Source organism: Serratia proteamaculans (genome assembly GCF_946227095.1).
GTDB classification, from domain to species: Bacteria; Pseudomonadota; Gammaproteobacteria; order Enterobacterales; family Enterobacteriaceae; genus Serratia; species Serratia proteamaculans_E.
This window is the reverse complement of the sequence record NZ_CAMISV010000009.1, coordinates 185661-204827: the sequence shown is the minus strand read 5'-3', so window position 1 is coordinate 204827 and position 19167 is coordinate 185661. Positions and strand designations below refer to the sequence as shown.

The 19167-nt window shown below is 56.7% G+C and carries 17 protein-coding genes; 8 read left to right on the top strand and 9 right to left on the bottom strand.

What is annotated here, in order from left to right; all coding sequences use genetic code 11:
• Window positions 1-7 precede the first annotated feature (7 nt).
• From btsR to ppiA, 3 genes are all read right to left on the bottom strand, one after another.
• Window positions 8-733, bottom strand: a complete 726-nt coding sequence (gene btsR / locus OC597_RS18655) for a two-component system response regulator BtsR (RefSeq protein WP_099063529.1) — start codon at window positions 731-733, stop codon at window positions 8-10.
• Entirely contained in the window at window positions 733-2418 is a 1686-nt protein-coding gene (locus OC597_RS18650; RefSeq protein WP_261260143.1) for a sensor histidine kinase, read from the bottom strand. Before OC597_RS18650 ends, btsR begins: the two co-directional genes overlap by 1 nt.
• 161 nt (window positions 2419-2579) lie before the next feature.
• Window positions 2580-3149 (bottom strand): peptidylprolyl isomerase A, encoded by a 570-nt coding sequence (gene ppiA / locus OC597_RS18645; protein ID WP_129936949.1) that lies wholly within the window; start codon window positions 3147-3149, stop codon window positions 2580-2582.
• A gap of 356 nt (window positions 3150-3505) precedes the next feature.
• Between ppiA and OC597_RS18640 the strand changes: the two genes are divergently transcribed.
• The 4 genes from OC597_RS18640 (at window position 3506) to tsgA (ending at window position 7721) form a co-directional block, all read left to right on the top strand.
• Window positions 3506-3844: a PTS lactose/cellobiose transporter subunit IIA gene (locus OC597_RS18640; protein WP_085119980.1), complete on the top strand. Its 339-nt coding sequence runs from the start codon at window positions 3506-3508 to the stop codon at window positions 3842-3844.
• A complete protein-coding gene (locus OC597_RS18635; protein WP_261285796.1) occupies window positions 3841-5148 on the top strand; it encodes a 6-phospho-beta-glucosidase in 1308 nt (435 codons plus the stop codon). Before OC597_RS18640 ends, OC597_RS18635 begins: the two co-directional genes overlap by 4 nt.
• A 95-nt stretch (window positions 5149-5243) precedes the next feature.
• Entirely contained in the window at window positions 5244-6224 is a 981-nt protein-coding gene (locus tag OC597_RS18630) for a LacI family DNA-binding transcriptional regulator (protein ID WP_262209973.1), read from the top strand.
• Window positions 6225-6536: 312 nt separating this feature from the next.
• Window positions 6537-7721 carry an MFS transporter TsgA gene (gene tsgA, locus OC597_RS18625; protein ID WP_099063525.1) on the top strand — a complete coding sequence of 395 codons (1185 nt, stop codon included), beginning with the start codon at window positions 6537-6539 and terminating at the stop codon, window positions 7719-7721.
• A gap of 67 nt (window positions 7722-7788) precedes the next feature.
• Here tsgA and OC597_RS18620 read toward each other — a convergent pair whose 3' ends face one another.
• Window positions 7789-9057, bottom strand: a complete 1269-nt coding sequence (locus OC597_RS18620; protein WP_315292825.1) for a cytosine deaminase — start codon at window positions 9055-9057, stop codon at window positions 7789-7791.
• 303 nt (window positions 9058-9360) lie between these two features.
• On the opposite strand from OC597_RS18620, the gene nirB reads away from it, so the two are divergent.
• From nirB to cysG, 4 genes are read left to right on the top strand one after another with little or no spacing between them, the layout of a single operon-like run.
• Window positions 9361-11910 (top strand): nitrite reductase large subunit NirB, encoded by a 2550-nt coding sequence (nirB, locus tag OC597_RS18615; RefSeq protein ID WP_261285798.1) that lies wholly within the window; start codon window positions 9361-9363, stop codon window positions 11908-11910.
• Entirely contained in the window at window positions 11907-12233 is a 327-nt protein-coding gene (gene nirD, locus OC597_RS18610) for a nitrite reductase small subunit NirD (protein ID WP_085119802.1), read from the top strand. The genes nirB and nirD overlap by 4 nt, the downstream gene beginning before the upstream one ends.
• 30 nt (window positions 12234-12263) lie before the next feature.
• Entirely contained in the window at window positions 12264-13064 is an 801-nt protein-coding gene (gene nirC / locus OC597_RS18605) for a nitrite transporter NirC (RefSeq protein WP_099063521.1), read from the top strand.
• A gap of 49 nt (window positions 13065-13113) precedes the next feature.
• Window positions 13114-14517 carry a siroheme synthase CysG gene (gene cysG, locus OC597_RS18600; RefSeq protein ID WP_262209959.1) on the top strand — a complete coding sequence of 468 codons (1404 nt, stop codon included), beginning with the start codon at window positions 13114-13116 and terminating at the stop codon, window positions 14515-14517.
• Window positions 14518-14568: 51 nt separating this feature from the next.
• On the opposite strand, the gene trpS is transcribed toward cysG, so the two are convergent.
• The 5 genes from trpS to OC597_RS18575 form a co-directional block, all read right to left on the bottom strand.
• Complete coding sequence (gene trpS / locus OC597_RS18595) at window positions 14569-15573, bottom strand: tryptophan--tRNA ligase (protein ID WP_262209958.1); 1005 nt, start codon at window positions 15571-15573, stop codon at window positions 14569-14571.
• A gap of 2 nt (window positions 15574-15575) precedes the next feature.
• A complete protein-coding gene (locus OC597_RS18590; RefSeq protein WP_261285802.1) occupies window positions 15576-16274 on the bottom strand; it encodes a phosphoglycolate phosphatase in 699 nt (232 codons plus the stop codon).
• The gene (gene rpe / locus OC597_RS18585; protein ID WP_085119807.1) at window positions 16267-16944 is read right to left on the bottom strand and encodes a ribulose-phosphate 3-epimerase; all 678 of its coding nucleotides are present in this window, start codon (window positions 16942-16944) and stop codon (window positions 16267-16269) included. The genes OC597_RS18590 and rpe overlap by 8 nt, the downstream gene beginning before the upstream one ends.
• A gap of 55 nt (window positions 16945-16999) precedes the next feature.
• Window positions 17000-17812: an adenine-specific DNA-methyltransferase gene (gene dam / locus OC597_RS18580; protein WP_099063516.1), complete on the bottom strand. Its 813-nt coding sequence runs from the start codon at window positions 17810-17812 to the stop codon at window positions 17000-17002.
• A 255-nt stretch (window positions 17813-18067) separates the two neighbouring features.
• Window positions 18068-19090 (bottom strand): SPOR domain-containing protein, encoded by a 1023-nt coding sequence (locus tag OC597_RS18575; protein ID WP_261463694.1) that lies wholly within the window; start codon window positions 19088-19090, stop codon window positions 18068-18070.
• Window positions 19091-19167: the final 77 nt, after the last annotated feature.

Sequence of the window (19167 nt, the reverse complement as noted above, 5' to 3'; positions counted from 1 at the left end):
AATCGCCCTAACCACGCAGCCCCAGCTCTTCTTTTAGCGCTTTCAGGTAACGACGGCTGACCGGCACCGGTTCGCCGACCGGCATGATCATTTCCGCCGCGCCACCGTCATCAAAGCGGATCTCGCGCACCAGCTCCAGGTTAACCAAGTATTGTCGGTGACAACGCACCAGCGGCGTTCGCATTTCCAGCGTACGCAGTGTCAGCTCGGTAAAGCACTCCATGCCGTCATTGCGGACCACGAACACGCCACTCAGCCGTGAACGGATGGCCACCACCTCATCAAAGCGCAGCAAATAGATGCGGCTGTGGCCGGTGCAGGGAATGTATTTCAGGTAGCCGGCGCTTTCGTCCAGCGCGGCGATATTCTGCGGCTCGCGTTGCTGCTGCAGGCGCTGCAGCGTTTTGCTCAGCCGCTTCGGTTCCGCCGGTTTCAGCAAGTAGTCAAACGCATGCTCTTCAAAGGCCTGCACCGCGTATTCATCATAGGCGGTCAGAAACACAATATGCGGCATACGGTTGGGATCGAGCATGCCGACCATCTCCAGCCCGGTGATACGCGGCATCTGGATATCCAAAAACACCACGTCCGGCTGCAAACGATGGATCCCGCTGATGGCCTCTATCGCATTGGCGCATTCGCCGACAATAGAGATGCCTTCTTCAGCCTCCAGTAAATGCCGCAGGTTATCGCGCGCGGAAGGTTCGTCATCGACAATCAGTACGTTTAACATCAGGCAGCCCTCGCCAACGGGACATTGATCGTAATGCGAGTGAATGCTTGCGGCTCGCAGGCCACCTGTACCCCATAGGCGTCGCCGTAACGCACGCGAATACGTTTATCCACCAGATTCATCCCCAGTCCACTGTTGTTCGGCTGCGATTGGAATAATCCGGCATTGTCGGTGACCTGTAGCAACAGACAGCCGCCTTCAAGCCGTGCGCCAATATCAATCCGCCCCACGCCCAGCAACTGCGAAGTGCCATGCTTGATGGCATTCTCAACAATCGGCTGCAGTGAAAATGCCGGCAACCGTACTGCCAACAACTCTTGCGGTAACGCAACGACCACCTCCAGCCGATCGGCAAAACGCGCCAGTTCAATTTGCAGGTAGGCATTCACGTGTTCGAGCTCGTCCGCCAGGCTAACTTCATCGCCGGAACGCTTGAGGTTCTTACGGAAAAAGGTCGAAAGGTTTTGCACTAACTCACAGGCCCGGTCGCCGTCACGTCGGATCACCGCCACCAGCGTATTCAGGGCGTTAAACAGGAAGTGGGGATTGACCTGCGCATGCAGTAATTTGATTTCTGACTGCGCCAGCAGTTGCTTATGGCGCTCATACTGGCCGGCCATAATCTGTGCGGATAACAGGCTGGCGATACCTTCACCCAGCGTACGGTTGATGGTGCTGAACAACCGGCTCTTCGGCTCATACAACTTGATGGTGCCGATCACCCGCTGATTCTCACCGCGCAGCGGGATCACCAGCGTCGAGCCCAGTTTGCAACTGGAGTTAATCGAGCAGCAGTAGGAATGCTCATTGCCGTCAGCGTAAACCACTTCGTTATTGTCGATCGCGCGGTGCGAGTGCTTTGATGAGATCGGCGTGCCCGGCAGGTGGTGGTCGTCACCGATGCCGATAAACGCCAGCAGTTTATCGCGGTCGGTTATGGCTACGGCGCCAATACCCAGTTCCTGATAAATCACTCGCGCCACCTTCATGCTGTTTTCCTGATCAAATCCTTGTCGCAGGATCCCTTCGGTACGTTCGGCAATTTTCAGCGCCTTGGCGGAAAACGCACCGGTGTATTTTTCGAACATCGCTCGCCGATCCAGCAGGATTTGCATGAACATTGCGGCCCCCACCGTATTGGCGATCAACATCGGCAAAGCGATGTGTTCCACCAGCCGCAGCGCCTCGTCGAATGGGCGCGCAATCGCCAGGATAATCACCATTTGCAGCACTTCGGTCACCAGCGCGACCCCGGCAACAAACAACGGATTAAACAGCAAGTCGATACGCCGGTGACGCATGGCAATGCTATGCACCAACCCGCCTACCAGCCCTTCTGCCACGGTTGAAACCGCACAGGCGATATCGGTCATGCCCCCCAGGGTATAACGGTGCAGGCCGCCGGTCAGCCCCACCAACAGCCCCACCGAAGGCCCGCCCAGCAGGCCGCCTAACACCGCACCGATAGCACGGGTGTTAGCAATTGAGCCTTCGACATGCAGACCGAAATAGGTGCCCATGATGCAGAACACCGAGAAAATGACGTAGCACAGCAGCTTGTGCGGTAGACGGATGGTCACCTGCGTCAGCGGAATGAACAGCGGGGTTTTGCTCAGTAAATAAGCAATGACAAGGTAAACGCACATCTGCTGCAACAGCAACAGCACCTGGCTAAATTCGAACATGGCAGCAGCTCATCCCTTAAGAAAACAGATGCAAAACGCCGGGTTTCCGGTCTGATTATAAGCTGGCGATTAAAGCATGTGGCGGGGGAAAAAACAGTGATGCAGGCAAGGCTTCCGGGGAAAGCAACGCAGCCGGCCCACCTGGGGCCGGCGCAAAATCATTATGGCAGCACTTTCGCTGACAGGATGACGATAGGTTTGCTCGGAACATTCTGGTACGGGCCCACGTTGCCGGTCGGCGCCTGGGAGATTTTATCTACCACGTCCATCCCTTTGACCACTTTGCCGAATACCGCGTAACCGAAGTCGCGCTGGCCGTGATCCAGGAAGGCGTTATCCGCCACGTTGAGGAAGAACTGGCTGGTGGCGCTGTCTTTGTCGGCGGTGCGCGCCATCGAAATGGTGCCGCGCAGGTTGCGCAAGCCGTTATCCGCTTCGTTCTTGATCGGCGCCTGAGTGGATTTTTGCTGCATGTCTGCAGTAAAGCCACCGCCCTGAACCATAAAGCCCGGGATCACGCGGTGGAAAACGGTGTTGTTGTAATAGCCGCTGTTCACGTAGTCAACGAAGTTCTTGGTGGAAACCGGAGCCTTCTGACTGTCGAGCGCCAATTCGATATTCCCTGCTGAAGTGGTCAGCATGACATGAGTTTCACCGGCGGCGAGCGCGGCGGGTGCCATTGCTGTCAGGGAACACAGCGCAACGAAGGTCACTAAAGTACGTTTGAACATTAACGGGTCCTTTCTCTGAGAGACAAACAACGGAAAAGCGCCTTGATTCTAAAGAGCTGAACCTGCGAGTGCCAGCCATTTACCTATATTTACGTAATAGTGGGACATATCTCAGTCGGCACCGGATTTTACTGCCAAAAGTATGATCGCCTTAGACCTTTTTGCCAAATGCATCACGCATTTTTTGCCCTTTTTACGCCTTCGTCGCTTTTTGCGACACAACTCCCGGTTTCGTTTCCCATTCCCGTTACTCTAGACAAATGAGAGCGCTCTCATTTGAGCGCAACGACAAAAATAATGAATATCCGCCGGCACTGCTGCCGCGCAATAACAGGAGAAATAATGTGAGTGAATTGATGACTGAAATCAGCGCCGATTTTGAAAGCACCATCATGGAGCTGCTGGTGTTCTCCGGTGGCGCCCGTAGCAGTGCGCTGATGGCGCTGCAGCAAGCACGCGCCGGCGACTTTACCGCTTCAGCCAAGCACATGGCCGAGTCCAAACAGTCGGTAAAAAAGGCCCATCTTATTCAGACCCAACTGATCGGTCTGGACGAAGGCTGCGGCAAACTGACCATCAACCTGATTACCGTTCATGCCCAGGACCATCTGATGAACGCCATGGTGATCCAGGATCTGGCGGATGACATGATTGAGCTTTATCGCCGTCAGGCCCAGTTGGAGGTCCGCGCATGAAATCGTTGAAAATAGCCGTGATTGGCGGCGGCAGCAGCTACACGCCAGAATTGGTCGATGGTTTGATCCAACGTATCGAAGAGCTGCCGGTGACCGAACTGGCGCTGGTGGACGTTGAGCCTGGCCGCGAAAAGGTCGAGATCATCGCCGCACTGACCGAACGCATGCTGGCACGTCACGGGCTGGAGCAGGTGAAGGTCAGCGTGCACTTCGAGTTGGATGAGGCTATCCGCGACGCCAACTTCGTGCTGACTCAGTTCCGCGTTGGCCAGTTGCCGGCGCGCGCCGCCGACGAGCGCCTGGGGCTGAAATACGATTTGATAGGCCAGGAAACTACCGGCGTTGGCGGCTTCGCCAAGGCGCTGCGCACCATTCCGGTGATGCTGGATATTGCACGCAGAGTGGAAAAACTGGCGCCAGACGCCTGGATCATCAACTTCACCAACCCGGCAGGCATCGTCACCGAAGCGGTCTCCCGTTACACCAAAGCAAAAATCATCGGCCTGTGTAACGTGCCGATCAGCATGCATCACATGATCGCCAATATGCTGAAAAGCCCTTACCAGGAGGTGCAACTGCAGTTCGCCGGGCTGAACCACATGGTGTGGGTGCATCAGGTGCTGCAAAACGGCCATGACGTCACCGCCAAGGTGATCGACATGCTGTGTGATGGTGCGGCGCTGACCATGAATAACATCAAGGAAGAACCTTGGCAGCCGGACTTCCTGCGCGCCGTAGGGGCGATCCCTTGCCCCTATCACCGCTATTTCTACCAAACCAAAGAGATGCTGGCCGAGGAAATTGCCGCAGCAGCCGAACGCGGTACCCGCGCCGAGCAGGTAATGAAGGTAGAGAAAGAGCTGTTTGAGCTGTATGCCGATCCGCATCTCGACAGCAAACCGGAACAGTTAAGTTTCCGCGGTGGATCATATTATTCAGAAGTGGCGCTGGAGCTAATCCGTGCGATCCATAATAATCTCGGAACGCAATTAGTCGTCAATACCGCAAACCGTGGCGCTATTCGCGGTTTACCGGACGACGCTGTGATAGAAACCAACTGTATCATCGATGCTCAGGGTGCCCATCCGCTGACCTTCGGCACGCTGCCGGATTCTATGCATGCGCTGACCCAACAGGTAAAAGCTTATGAGCGCCTGACCATCGAAGCCGCGGTGCATGGCGATCGCCGCAGTGGCCTGCTGGCCTTGGTCACCAACCCGCTGGTCGGCAATGCCAATGTGGCACAACCGCTGCTGGATGAAGTGCTGGCGGTGAATGCACCTTACCTGCCTCAGTTCAAATAACCGCCGGGCCAGCCAGGGTTGCTGATACATTGCTATAACTAATGTACAGGGGTCGATATGTCGGCCCCATTTTTATCGTAATCAGGAGTCGGATGATGGTGACACTGGAAGATGTCGCAGCCCTGGCGGGCGTGTCCCGCGCCACCGTGTCACGCGTTGTGAATGGCGATACCAACGTTAAAGGCCAAACCCGCGAGAAGGTCGAAAAAGCCGTGGCCCAGCTGGGTTACACACCCAATCCGGCCGCCCGCGCGTTAGCCTCCAGCCACAGCAATACCCTGGGATTGGTCACCACCTCCTATCGCGGCGGCTTCTTCGGTGCACTGATGGACTTTGTGCAAACCGAAGCCGAATCCCACGGCAAGCAGTTGTTGGTGACTCAGGGGCGCAACAGTTCAGAGAACGAATGGCAGGCGATCCAGCGGTTGTTCAACCTGCGCTGCGACGGGGTGATCCTGCATGTCCGTTGCCTCAGCGATGACCAACTGCGCCAGCTAGCGACGGAGCAACACCGTTTTGTGCTACTCGATCGTCTGGTGCCCGGCCTGGAAGCGCACTGCGTCACCTTCGATCATCCCTACGCCAGTCGCATGGCGACACAACAGTTGATTGATGCCGGCCACCGCCACATTGCCTGCATCAGCGGCCCGCGCGACCGCCCTTCCAGCCATTTGCGACTGCAGGGTTTTGAACAGGCAATGCAGGCGGCGCATATCAAACCGGTGGCCTGCGCCGAAGGGCTCTACGATCTGGAAAGCGGCTATCGCTGCGCCGATCAACTGCTAAAAATGAAAACCACGCCCACGGCTATCTATTGCTGCAACGAAGAGATGGCCATCGGCGCACTGCTGGCGATTAACGAACACCGTCTGCGGGTGCCGCAGGACATATCACTGATTTGTTATGACAGTGGCGAGCGCGCGCCCTTCGTTCGTCCGGCACTGAGCAGCGTACATTTCCCGATTACCGAAATGGCGCAATACGCCGCCCGCTTGTTGATCGACCCAGCCACCCCGCAGGTAAGCTTCGCGCCGATCGTCATCAGCCGCGACTCGATCGCGACGGTGAAAAAATAGATCACAAAATATTTCAAACTCTCTCATTGATTGCATCAAAAAGAAGATCGCCATCACAAAAACTCCCGTTGTCTGTGCTAGGATCCGCTCCCTGGTGGCCTGATCGGGACTTTTTTCTGCTTTTGCCAGGAAAAGCCAGCGGCCTTAATCCAGCGTTATACCCTATGAATTTCAAATTGCAGCTAGGCGCCCAGCTCACTCATCCCCTGGAGCTTACTTAGGTAAGTGAGTGGGGGGAGTTAGTGCAGGTAACAACGCTGCGGTTTGAAAGGCGACGGGAATAATCTTAACAGACATAATCAGGCCTATATAATGAATGACAGCAACCGTCTACGGCTTACCTGGATCAGCTACTTTTCTTATGCGCTGACCGGTGCTTTAGTTATCGTCACAGGGATGGTGATGGGAAACATTGCAGAGTACTTTAATCTGCCGGTTTCCAGCATGAGCAATACTTTTACCTTTCTTAACGCCGGTATTTTGATTTCGATCTTCCTCAATGCCTGGCTGATGGAAATTATCCCGCTGAAACGTCAACTGATGTTTGGCTTTGTGCTAATGCTGCTGGCGGTTGCCGGACTGATGCTGAGCAAAAGCCTGACCATGTTCTCGTTGTGCATGTTTATCCTTGGCGTGGTCAGCGGTATCACCATGTCGATAGGCACCTTCCTGATCACCCATATGTACGCCGGCCGCCAGCGCGGTTCGCGCCTGCTGTTCACTGACTCCTTCTTCAGCATGGCCGGGATGATCTTCCCGATTGTCGCCGCGATGCTGCTGGCACGTCAGATTGGCTGGTACTGGGTGTATGCCTGCATCGGCCTGCTGTACGTAGGTATCTTTGTGCTGACCCTGTTCTCCGAATTCCCGGTGCTGGGCAACAAAGGCGCCGACGCCAGCCAGCCGGTAGTCAAAGAAAAATGGGGTATCGGCGTGCTGTTCCTGTCGATCGCCGCACTGTGCTATATCCTCGGCCAGTTGGGCTTCATTCAGTGGGTGCCGGAATACGCTACCAAGTCGTTCGGGATGGATATCAGCCAGGCTGGTAAGCTGGTGAGTGATTTCTGGACCTCGTACATGATCGGCATGTGGGTATTCAGCTTTATCCTGCGCTTCTTCGATTTGCAGCGCATCGTCACTATTCTGGCCGCTTTGGCGACCGGCGCGATGTACCTGTTTGTCAGCACCGATAATCCGGAACACCTGGGCTACTACATTATGGCTCTGGGCTTCGTTTCCAGCGCGATCTACACCACGCTGATCACTCTGGGTTCGCTGCAGACCAAGGTTTCCTCACCGAAACTGGTTAACTTCATCCTGACCTGCGGCACCATCGGCACCATGCTGACCTTCGTGGTCACCGGCCCGATCGTAGCCAAAGGCGGCGCACACGCGGCGCTGACAACCGCCAACGGCCTGTACCTGGCGGTGTTCGTGATGTGTCTGCTGCTCGGCTTCGTGACCAAGCACCGCAGCCACGGCCACGTGACCAACTGATCTGCCGTCTATATCGTGATATGAAAAGGGCGCCTCGGCGCCCTTTTTTATACTAACAAATACGCTCTTAACGCCGGAAATCCACTTTCTCATCCTGCGCCAGATACAGCGTGGTTTCCGCCGGCTGGGTCTCGGCAATCACCACTCCCTGACGTATCGAGTAACGCACCGGCGTCTGTCGGCGCACCGCATCAAAGCCGCTATCCGCAGGCAATATCACCAGATTGGCACTGTTGCCCGCCGTCAGGCCGTAGTCGGTCAGGTTCAGGGTGCGCGCGCTGTGGCTGGTGATCAGTTTCAACCCGTCATCAATCTGGCCGTATCCCATCAGTTGGCACACATGTAGCCCCATATGCAGTACCTGCAGCATGTTGGCGGTGCCCAGCGGATACCAGGGATCGAACACATCATCGTGACCAAAGCAGACGTTGATTTCCGCCTCCAGCATCTCCTTCACCCGGGTGATGCCGCGCCGTTTCGGGTAACTGTCGAAGCGCCCCTGCAGATGAATATTCACCAGCGGGTTGGCGACAAAGTTGATGCCGGACATTTTCAGCAAGCGGAACAGCCGTGACGTATAAGCGCCATTGTAAGAGTGCATCGCCGTGGTGTGGCTGGCGGTGACTCTGGCCCCCATATCCAGCTTCAGCGCCAGCGCCGCCACGGTTTCGACAAAGCGCGACTGCTCGTCGTCTATTTCATCGCAATGGACATCCACCAGCCGATCGTATTTCTGCGCCAAAGCGAATGCCTTGTGCAGCGACTCCACGCCGTACTCGCGCGTAAACTCAAAGTGCGGAATGGCCCCCACCACGTCGGCCCCAAGTCGCAGCGCTTCTTCCAACAGCGCCTCACCGTTGGGATAGGACATAATGCCTTCCTGCGGAAAAGCGACGATTTGCAACGTGACCCAGGGGGCGACTTCCTGTTTCACCTCCAGCATTGCACGCAGCGCAGTCAGGGTCGGGTCGGAAACGTCAACGTGGGTACGCACGTACTGCACGCCGTTGGCGATTTGCCATTTCAGCGTCTGCCAGGCGCGCTGCTTAACGTCCTCATGGGTCAGCAACGCCTTGCGCTCTGCCCAGCGCTCAATCCCTTCAAACAGGGTACCTGACTGGTTCCAGGCCGGTTGTCCGGCGGTTTGGGTGGTATCCAGATGGATATGCGGCTCAATAAACGCCGGCATCGCCAGCCCGCCCTGCGCATCCAGCACATCGCTGCGCCATTCCTGCCCTTCCGGTTGCGGCACGATATGGGCGATGCGGCCTTGCTCAATGGCCAGTTGCCACAGCCCTTCATGCCCGCTCAGACGCAGGTTATCGATAAACTTCAATGGACTCTTGGCCACCCTTCACCTCTGCTGTTCCAGCCTGTTTTATTCATCATACTGGCAGCGGATCATACTGACAAAGCCGCCAAGGATTTATTCCACCGTCGATTACTCCCGAATGGGTAGAATTCGCATTAACTGGCTCGTTTCAGCTAAAGGTGAATAAAAACCGCAACTTATCAAATAACGATAAAAATCATCTATATACCACATTAGAGGTATATGGAGGGGCGATTGATTTGCATCAATAAATTGCCCACAGGGAGGAATAAGGTAACGCTAGGAAACCAGAATTTTGAGGCAATAATGAGCAGAGTCAAACTTGCTGTCATCGGTAATGGCATGGTCGGCCACCGGTTTATCGAAGATCTGCTGGAAAAAGCAGACAAAGACCAGTTCGACATCACCGTATTTTGCGAAGAACCGCGCATCGCCTACGATCGCGTACACCTTTCTTCTTATTTCTCCCACCACACTGCTGAAGAACTTTCGCTGGTACGCGAAGGCTTTTACGAGAAGCAGGGCGTGAAGGTTTTGGTTGGCGAACGCGCCATCACCATCAACCGCAGTGAGAAAGTCATTCACTCCAATACCGGCCGTACCATCTATTACGACAAACTGATCATGGCCACCGGCTCTTATCCGTGGATCCCACCGATTAAAGGCTCCGAAAGCCAGGACTGTTTCGTCTACCGTACCATTGAAGATCTGAACGCCATCGAAGCCTGCGCACGCCGCAGCAAACGCGGTGCGGTGGTCGGCGGTGGCCTGCTGGGTTTGGAAGCTGCCGGGGCGCTGAAAAGCCTCGGCGTTGAAACTCACGTCATCGAATTCGCGCCGGTACTGATGGCCGAACAGCTCGACCCGATGGGCGGCGATCAACTGCGTCGCAAGATCGAACGCATGGGCGTCAAAGTCCATACCGGTAAAAATACCCAGGAAATCGTCAACGGCGGGGAACAGGCGCGCAAAACCATGCAGTTCGCCGACGGGACCGCGCTGGAAGTGGACTTTATCGTCTTCTCCACCGGCATCCGCGCCCAGGATAAGCTGGCTCACCAGTGCGGTCTGGCCACCGCCCGCCGCGGCGGTATCGTGATTAACGACAGCTGCCAGACCTCCGATCCTGACGTTTATGCCATCGGTGAATGTGCCTCATGGCGTGAACGCACCTTCGGCCTGGTAGCGCCGGGCTATAAAATGGCGCAGGTCACCGCCGATCATCTGCTGGGCCGTGAAAACACCTTCATGGGTGCCGACATGAGCGCCAAGCTGAAATTGCTGGGCGTCGACGTTGGCGGTATCGGTGATGCCCACGGCCGCACCGAAGGCGCACGCAGCTACGTCTATCTGGACGAGAGCAAAGAAGTTTATAAACGCATCGTGGTCAGCGCCGACAACAAAACCCTGTTGGGTGCTGTACTGGTCGGTGACACCAGCGACTACGGCAACCTGCTGCAGCTGGCACTGAACGCCATCGAACTGCCGGAAAACCCGGACGGCCTGATCCTGCCGGCACATGCGGGCAGCAAACCGGCCATCGGCGTCGACTCACTGCCGGAAACCGCGCAAATCTGTTCCTGCTTCGACGTCAGCAAAGGCGACATCATCAAAGCGGTCAGCATGGGTTGTCATACCGTCGCGGCGATCAAGTCAGAAACCAAAGCCGGCACCGGCTGTGGCGGCTGTATCCCGCTGATCACTCAGGTATTGAACGCCGAACTGAGCAAACAGGGTATCGAGGTCAATCACCACCTGTGCGAACACTTCGCTTATTCACGTCAGGAGCTGTACCACCTGATCCGCGTTGAAGGCATCAAATCCTTCGACGAACTGCTGACCAAATACGGCAAGGGCTACGGTTGTGAAGTCTGTAAACCTACCGTCGGTTCACTGTTGGCCTCCTGCTGGAATGAATACATTCTCAAACCGCAGCACACGCCACTGCAGGACACCAACGACAACTTCCTCGGCAATATCCAGAAAGACGGTACCTACTCGGTGATCCCACGCTCCCCTGGCGGCGAAATCACGCCGGAAGGGCTGATGGTAGTCGGCCAAATCGCCAAGGAATACAACCTGTACACCAAGCTGACCGGCTCCCAGCGCATCGGCATGTTCGGCGCGCAGAAAGACGACCTGCCGGCCATCTGGAGCAAGCTGATTGCCGCCGGCTTTGAAACCGGTCACGCCTACGCCAAGGCGCTGCGCATGTCCAAAACCTGCGTCGGCAGCACCTGGTGCCGCTTTGGCGTCGGCGACAGCGTCGGCTTTGGCGTCAAGCTGGAACATCGCTACAAAGGGATCCGCACCCCGCACAAAATGAAGTTTGGCGTTTCCGGCTGCACCCGTGAATGCTCCGAAGCCCAGGGCAAAGACGTCGGCATTATCGCCACCGAAAACGGCTGGAACCTGTACGTGTGCGGTAACGGCGGGATGAAACCACGCCATGCCGACCTGCTGGCAGCGGATCTCGACCGCGAGACGCTGGAGCACTATCTCGATCGCTTTATGATGTTCTATATCCGCACCGCCGATAAGCTGCAGCGTACTTCGGTATGGCTGGAAAGCCTGGAAGGCGGCATCGATTATCTGCGTAAGGTGATCATTGACGACAAACTGGGGATTAACGACCAGTTAGAAGTCGACATTGCCCGCCTGCGCGACGCGGTGGTCTGCGAGTGGAAAGAAACCCTTGAGCACCCTGAGTCCCAGGTGCGTTTCGCCCACTTTATCAACAGCAGCCAGCGCGATCCTAACGTCCAGGTGGTCGCCGAACGCGAACAGCATCGGCCGGCGCGTCCGGATGAACGCATCCCTGTCACCCTGCTGGAAGCTGAGGAGAACAACGTATGAGCCAGTGGACAACCCTTTGCCCCATCACCGATATTCTGCCCGGCACCGGCGTGTGTGCCCTGATCGGCGAGCAACAGGTGGCGATATTCCGCCCTTATGCCGACGAACAGGTGTTTGCCATCAGCAATATTGATCCCTTCGCCCAGGCCAGCGTGTTATCACGCGGCCTGATCGCCGAACATCAGGGTGAACTGTGGGTCGCCAGCCCGCTAAAAAAACAACATTTCCGCCTGCACGACGGCTACTGCCTGGAAGATGACAGCCGTTCCGTCGCGCATTTTACCAGCCGGGTTCTGGACGGCATGGTGCAGGTCGCGGCCTGATATTTTTACTTTAACCTCAGGGGAAGCAGCATGTTCACCGATACCATCAACAAATGTGCCGCCAACGCGGCGCGCATCGTCAGGCTGGCGAAGCACAGCCCGCTGGGCTTTTGGATCAGCTCGGCGATGGCCGGGGCCTACGTCGGCCTCGGCATCATTTTGATCTTCACCCTCGGCAATCTGGTCGATCCGTCCCTTCGTCCGCTGGTCATGGGCGCCACCTTCGGCATCGCGCTGACGTTGGTGATCATTGCCGGTTCGGAGCTGTTCACCGGCCACACCATGTTCCTGACGCTCGGCGTCAAAGCCGGCACCATCACGCAGGGCCAGATGTGGACAGTCTTGCCGCAAACCTGGCTGGGCAACCTGCTGGGCTCGGTGCTGGTCGCACTGATGTACTATTACGGTGGCGGCAGCCTGCTGTCGGTGGACACCAGCCTGGTGCACACCGCGGCGCTGGCAAAAACCACCGCACCGGCAGAGGTGCTGTTCTTCAAGGGTGTACTGTGTAACTGGTTGGTCTGTCTGGCAATTTGGATGGCCATCCGCGTTGAGGGTGCTGCCAAATTCATCGCCATCTGGTGGTGCCTGCTGGCCTTTATCGCGTCCGGCTATGAACACTCGGTCGCCAACATGACGCTGTTCGCCCTGTCCTGGTTCGGTCATCATAGCGAGGCCTATACCCTGAGCGGGATCGGCCATAACCTGCTGTGGGTGACGTTGGGCAATATCCTGTCCGGTGCCGTGCTGATGGGCCTGGGTTATTGGTACGCCACGCCACGCGCCGAACGGCCACAGGCTGAGAAAGCCGCTGCGCGTCAGACTGCATAATATTCAGGGGCGCCTTGCGCCCCACTGCTGATTGCCCCGAGGAGTGCCGATGGATTACCTGCCGATTTTCTGCCAACTGCAACACAAAGCCTGCCTGCTGGTCGGTGGCGGTGAGATTGCCGAGCGCAAAGCTCGCCTGCTGCTGGATGCCGGCGCGATGTTGACCGTCAATGCCTGTGCCTTCAACCCGCAGTTCCACGAGTGGGCGGCTCAGGGCCGGGTCACACTGGCGGAAGGTGAATTCAGTGCAGAGTTACTGGCGGAAAAGTGGCTGGTGATCGCCGCTACCGATCGCCTCGAGGTCAATGCGCTGGTGTATCAGTGCGCCAACCAACAGCGGGTGTTTTGCAACGTGGTCGATGATCCAAAGCGCGCCAGCTTTATCATGCCGTCGATTATCGATCGTTCGCCGATTATGGTCGCGGTGTCCTCCGGAGGGAAAGCCCCGGTGTTGGCACGGCTGCTGCGTGAAAAGCTGGAGGCCGTGCTGCCCCAACATCTTGGCAAGTTGGCACAACTGGGCGGTTCATTGCGTCAGCGGGTGAAAAAACACTTCAGCGATATCGGCTCACGCCGTCGTTTTTGGGAAAAGTTGTTTGCCCATGATCGGCTGGCACAGTCGCTGGCCAATAATGACCAGGTGCTGGCGGAACAGCAGATCGAACAGTTGTTTAGCTACCAACCGCAAGATTGCGGCGAAGTGGTGTTAGTGGGGGCCGGGCCGGGCGATGCCGGTTTGCTGACGCTGAAAGGCCTGCAGCAGATCCAGCAGGCTGACGTGGTGGTTTACGACCGACTGGTATCCGATGAGGTCATGGCGCTGGTACGCCGCGATGCCGAGCGCATTTTCGTCGGCAAACGCGCGGGCCATCACTGCGTACCGCAGGAGGAAATCAATCAAATCCTGTTGCAACAAGCCCAGTTGGGTAAACGCGTGGTACGCCTGAAAGGCGGTGATCCGTTTATCTTCGGCCGCGGTGGTGAAGAACTGGAAACGTTGGCCGCGGCCAATATCCCATTCTCGGTGGTGCCGGGCATTACCGCCGCCTCTGGTTGTTCGGCCTACAGCGGCATTCCCCTCACCCACCGCGACCATGCGCAGAGCGTGCGGCTGGTGACCGGCCATGCCAAGAGTGACGGCGGGCTGGACTGGTCAACGCTGGCAGCAGGGCAACAAACTCTGGTGTTCTACATGGGTCTGACACAGGCGGCAGAGATCCAGCGCCAACTGATCGCGCACGGCATGCCTGCCACAACCCCGGTGGCACTGGTAGAAAACGGCACGTCCTGTCGCCAGCGGGTCATAGAAGGCGAATTAAACCAGTTGGGGGAACTGGCTTTGCAGGCCGCCAGCCCAAGTTTAATTATTGTCGGCAGCGTGGTGAGCCTGCGTAGCAAACTGAACTGGTTCTCCAGCCAGCAACCACCGCAACCGCTGGCCAAAATGGCCTGATTCAGACGTAAAAAAAGCGGCCAATGGCCGCTTTTCTTTTTGCTCAGAGACTTACTGCGGTGAAACAAAGCCCACAGCCTGGTAAACCTTCGCCAGGGTTTCCTGAGCGCGTGCGCGGGCCTTGGCAGCGCCATCACGCATCACTTGCTGCAGCAAGGCCTCGTCATTGCGGAAACGATGATAGCGTTCCTGCAGCTCACTCAGCATGCCGGATACCGCCTCAGCAACGGCACCTTTCAGGTGGCCATACATCTGGCCTTCAAACTCGGCTTCCAGTTGAGCAATGCTCTTGCCGGTCACGCCAGAGAGAATATCCAACAGGTTGGACACCCCCGCCTTGTTCGCCACGTCGTAACGCACCACTGGCGGCTCTTCGGAATCGGTCATCGCACGTTTGATCTTCTTGGCCACCGCTTTCGGATCTTCCAGCAGGCCAATCACGTTATTGCGGTTATCGTCCGACTTGGACATCTTCTTGGTCGGCTCTTGCAGCGACATCACGCGGGCACCGGACTTGGGAATAAACGGCTCGGGCACTTTGAACACGTCACCGTACAGCGCGTTGAAACGCTGACCGATGTCACGGCTCAACTCCAGATGCTGTTTCTGGTCTTCGCCGACCGGCACCTGGTTGGTCTGGTACAGCAAGATATCTGCCGCCATCAACACCGGGTAGCTGAACAGGCCGGCGTTGATGTTTTCCGCGTAACGGGTGGACTTGTCCTTGAACTGGGTCATACGGCTCAGTTCGCCGAAATAGGTGTAGCAGTTCAGCACCCAGCTCAGTTGCGTGTGCTCCGGCACGTGCGACTGCACGAAGATGGTGCTTTTTTGCGCATCGATGCCGCAGGCCAGGTACAGCGCCAGCGTATCCAGCGTGGCTTTGCGCAATTTATCTGCGTCCTGACGTACGGTGATCGCATGCAAGTCAACGATGCAGTAGATGCAGTCGTAATCATCCTGCATTTTCTCCCACTGACGCAGCGCACCCATGTAGTTGCCAATGGTCAGTTCACCGGACGGTTGCGCGCCGCTAAATACGATGGGCTTACTCATGTTTAAATTTCCTGATTCTCTAAAGATGACAGCCCAAGAGCGGGCAACAAGTCGGCAAAGCGCTCCAACACGCGGTCGGGATGGCTCAGGGCAATCGCCTCGCCGTAGTTATAACCGTAGGTCAGCGCGGCGCTTGGGCAACCTGCCCCCTGTGCCGCCTGAATATCATTGCGGGAGTCGCCGACAAACAGCAACTCGTTGGCACGCAGGCCAAGCTTGCCGAGAACCAGATACAGTGGCGCCGGGTGCGGTTTCTTTTCCACCACGTCGTCACCGCCGATAATCAGCGAGAAGTAATCAATAATGCCCAATGCGGCCAGTAACGGTGCCACAAACGGCGTTGGCTTGTTGGTCACCAGGGCCATCGGGTAATTTTGCGCAGCCAGCTGAGTCAGGGTTTCTTTCACCTGTGGAAACAGGCGACTGCCGCTGTCGACGGTTTGCGCATAGAAATGATCGAAGCGCTCGCGAAGCTGTTGGCAATGTTCCGGCGTGGCTTCCACTTCGGCCCAGCGCAGCGCACGCTGCACCAGCACGTCGGCACCATTACCAATCCAGGTGCCCACCCGGGCCTCACCGGCCTGCGGCAGGCCCATTTCTGCCAGCGCCAGATCGATCGCGGCGGCCAGCCCTGGCGCACTGTCGACCAGCGTGCCATCGAGATCAAAGGCCAGAGCGCGGATCGCGCTGAAATCAGCCATGCGTCACCTTCGCCAACTCGCTGCGCATTTCGTCAATCACCCGACGATAATCCGGCTTGCTGAAAATGGCTGAACCGGCGACAAACATGTCTGCACCCGCGGCAGCGATCTCGGCAATATTGTCGACCTTAACGCCACCATCCACTTCCAGACGGATATCACGACCACTTTCGTCGATCAGTTTGCGCACCTGGCGCAGCTTATCCAGAGTGCCGTGGATAAACGACTGGCCGCCAAAGCCGGGGTTAACCGACATCAGCAGGATCACGTCGACTTTATCCATCACGTAATCGAGGTAGCTCAGCGGCGTTGCCGGATTGAACACCAGACCGGCTTTACAGCCGTGCTCTTTAATCAGTTGAATGGTGCGATCGACGTGTTCGGAGGCTTCTGGATGGAAAGAGATGTAACTGGCACCCGCTGCAGCGAAGTCCGGCACAATACGGTCGACTGGTTTCACCATCAGGTGTACGTCAATCGGCGCGGTGATGCCGTAATTACGCAGCGCCTGACAAACCATCGGCCCGATGGTCAGATTAGGAACGTAGTGGTTATCCATTACGTCAAAATGCACTACGTCGCCGCCTGCGGCCAATACGTTGGCAGTGTCTTCACCCAGACGGGCAAAGTCTGCTGACAAAATGGACGGGGCAATCAAAAATTTTTTCATCCGCTATCTCCAAACGTAGGGTTCGAATTGTTATACGCCGGGGCGTAACCCCGGTTTAACGATACAGCGCCAAAAGCTCATTCACTTTGCTGCGACCAAGAATATTACGGCTGATGGTGCGGCGCGCTTTCACCACGTACAGCGACGCGTGCTGGTACCAGTCGCGCGTCAGCTCGGTATCATGGTTGGAAATCAATACCGGCACCTGGCTTTCTACCGAAAGCTGATGCGCCATCAGCGCCAGGCTCTGCTGGTCGGCCATGCTAAAGCTGTTGGTGTGGTAGGCGGTAAAATTCGCCGTCGCCGATAAAGGCGCATACGGTGGATCGCAATACACCACGGTACCGCGCTCGGCTTTTGCCATGGTATCGCGGTAATGCTCACAGACAAAAGTGGCGTTGCGGGATTTTTCTGCGAACCAGTACAGCTCGTCCTCCGGGAAGTACGGTTTCTTGTAACGTCCAAACGGGACGTTGAACTCTCCACGCAGGTTATATCGGCATAGGCCGTTATAACAGTGGCGGTTCAGATAAAGAAACAGCAGCGCGCGACGATAGGCATCGGCACTAGTATTAAACTCTTCGCGCAGCAGGTAAAACTGTTCTGACTTATTGAATTCATCGGTGAAAAGCAGGCGGGCATCACGCACGAAGTCATCCGTACGCAGTTTAACGATGTTATACAGGTTAATAAGATCGCTGTTGATGTCGGCGAGAATATAGGCGTCGTATTCCGTGTTCAGGAAGACTGAACCCGCACCCACGAAGGGCTCGATTAAGCAGTCGCCTGCTGGTAGGTGACGACGGATCTCGTCCACCAGCGGGTATTTTCCACCAGCCCATTTTAAAAAAGCGCGGTTTTTCTTCATGCCGTCAATTAGCTACTTATTATACAATTCAGAGCGGCGGATTGTACTCTGTTTCAGACAGCACATCAGCGCACAAATTTAAGTGATTGATACCCTTCATCCTTCAAGCCGCAACACCCCTGGCCGCGCACAGTTATTCGGCCTGTCCGCAGGCCACTCCAGTCATCGGTCACGGGCGGCTCTGTTCGCCCTGAGTAACAGGGGCGCAGCATGTGCGCCCCTACAATGCCTGAATGCAGCTTGAAATCTATCGGATTACTTTTTCAGATCCTGCTGTACCTGACGTACAGGTCGGACCCATGGTTTTTTCGCCTGAACATCCGCCGGCAGCGTCGCAATTGCGCGCTTGGCTTCTGCTGAGGAAGCATAGTTGCCACTCACCAGCACGTACCAAGGTTTGCCGTCACGTTTAGTCGAATACACCAGATAATGCTGTAATTTCTGCTGCTTGGCGTAGGCGTTCAACGTATCGGAACGCGAGGCGCTGCTCAGTTGCAGAGTGTAATGGCTTGCCGGTGCAGACTGCAGCGAACCGCCGCTGCCGCTAACGGCTTCCGCCTTGGTACTTGCTGCTCCCGCTTTAGCGGAAGAGGCAGGCGCCGGGGTATACACCGTGGTTGGCGTTTTATGCTGTGTGGCCGTGGCCGCCGGCTTGCTGACGGTTTTTGCCGGTGTTTTATGTTGCTGTGGCGCGGTGCCCTGAACCGGACGTACGGCTTCTTTCGCCGCTGCGCCGTTCATCAGGGTAGCCGGTGCCGTTGGCAGCGTTGAAGCTGGACCACTCATGCCCTGCGTTGCCGCATCAACCTGACCCTGCTGCGCCGACAGTGCATCCGACATATTGCCCGGCAGATCGACACGCTGTTGCGCGCCGCCCTGTGCTGGCTGCGGTTGCGCTTCCGTCGGGGTGCTGGAGATCGGTGGAACGCTGACGGTCTGCGGCTGCGAGCTGCTGCTCACGCCGTTATTGTCATTGGCATCCGTGGTTCCGCCCGGAACACCGGTATTACCGGCGGTCAGCGACGAAGAACCGGACAGGTTAATGTCCTTGGCTGCGCCATTCTGCGCGCTGTCCTGTGCTGCTTCATGCTTGGTTGGCGCCTTCAACGCCGAGCCAATGCCGATAATCAGCAGCAACAACACCAAAATACCAATACCAATCATTAAATGCTGACGCGAAACGGCAAAACGCGGTCCCGGAGCCGGTTTACGCGAACGTGCAGGACGACGATCGCTGCTATCAGGTCTGAGATCGTCTTCCGGTTTAAACTCATCCATCTGAAACCCTCCAACTAGAGGCAAAAGCCCACCACGGTAGACCTACCGTGGCACGAGCAGATTAACCCGATGATGGC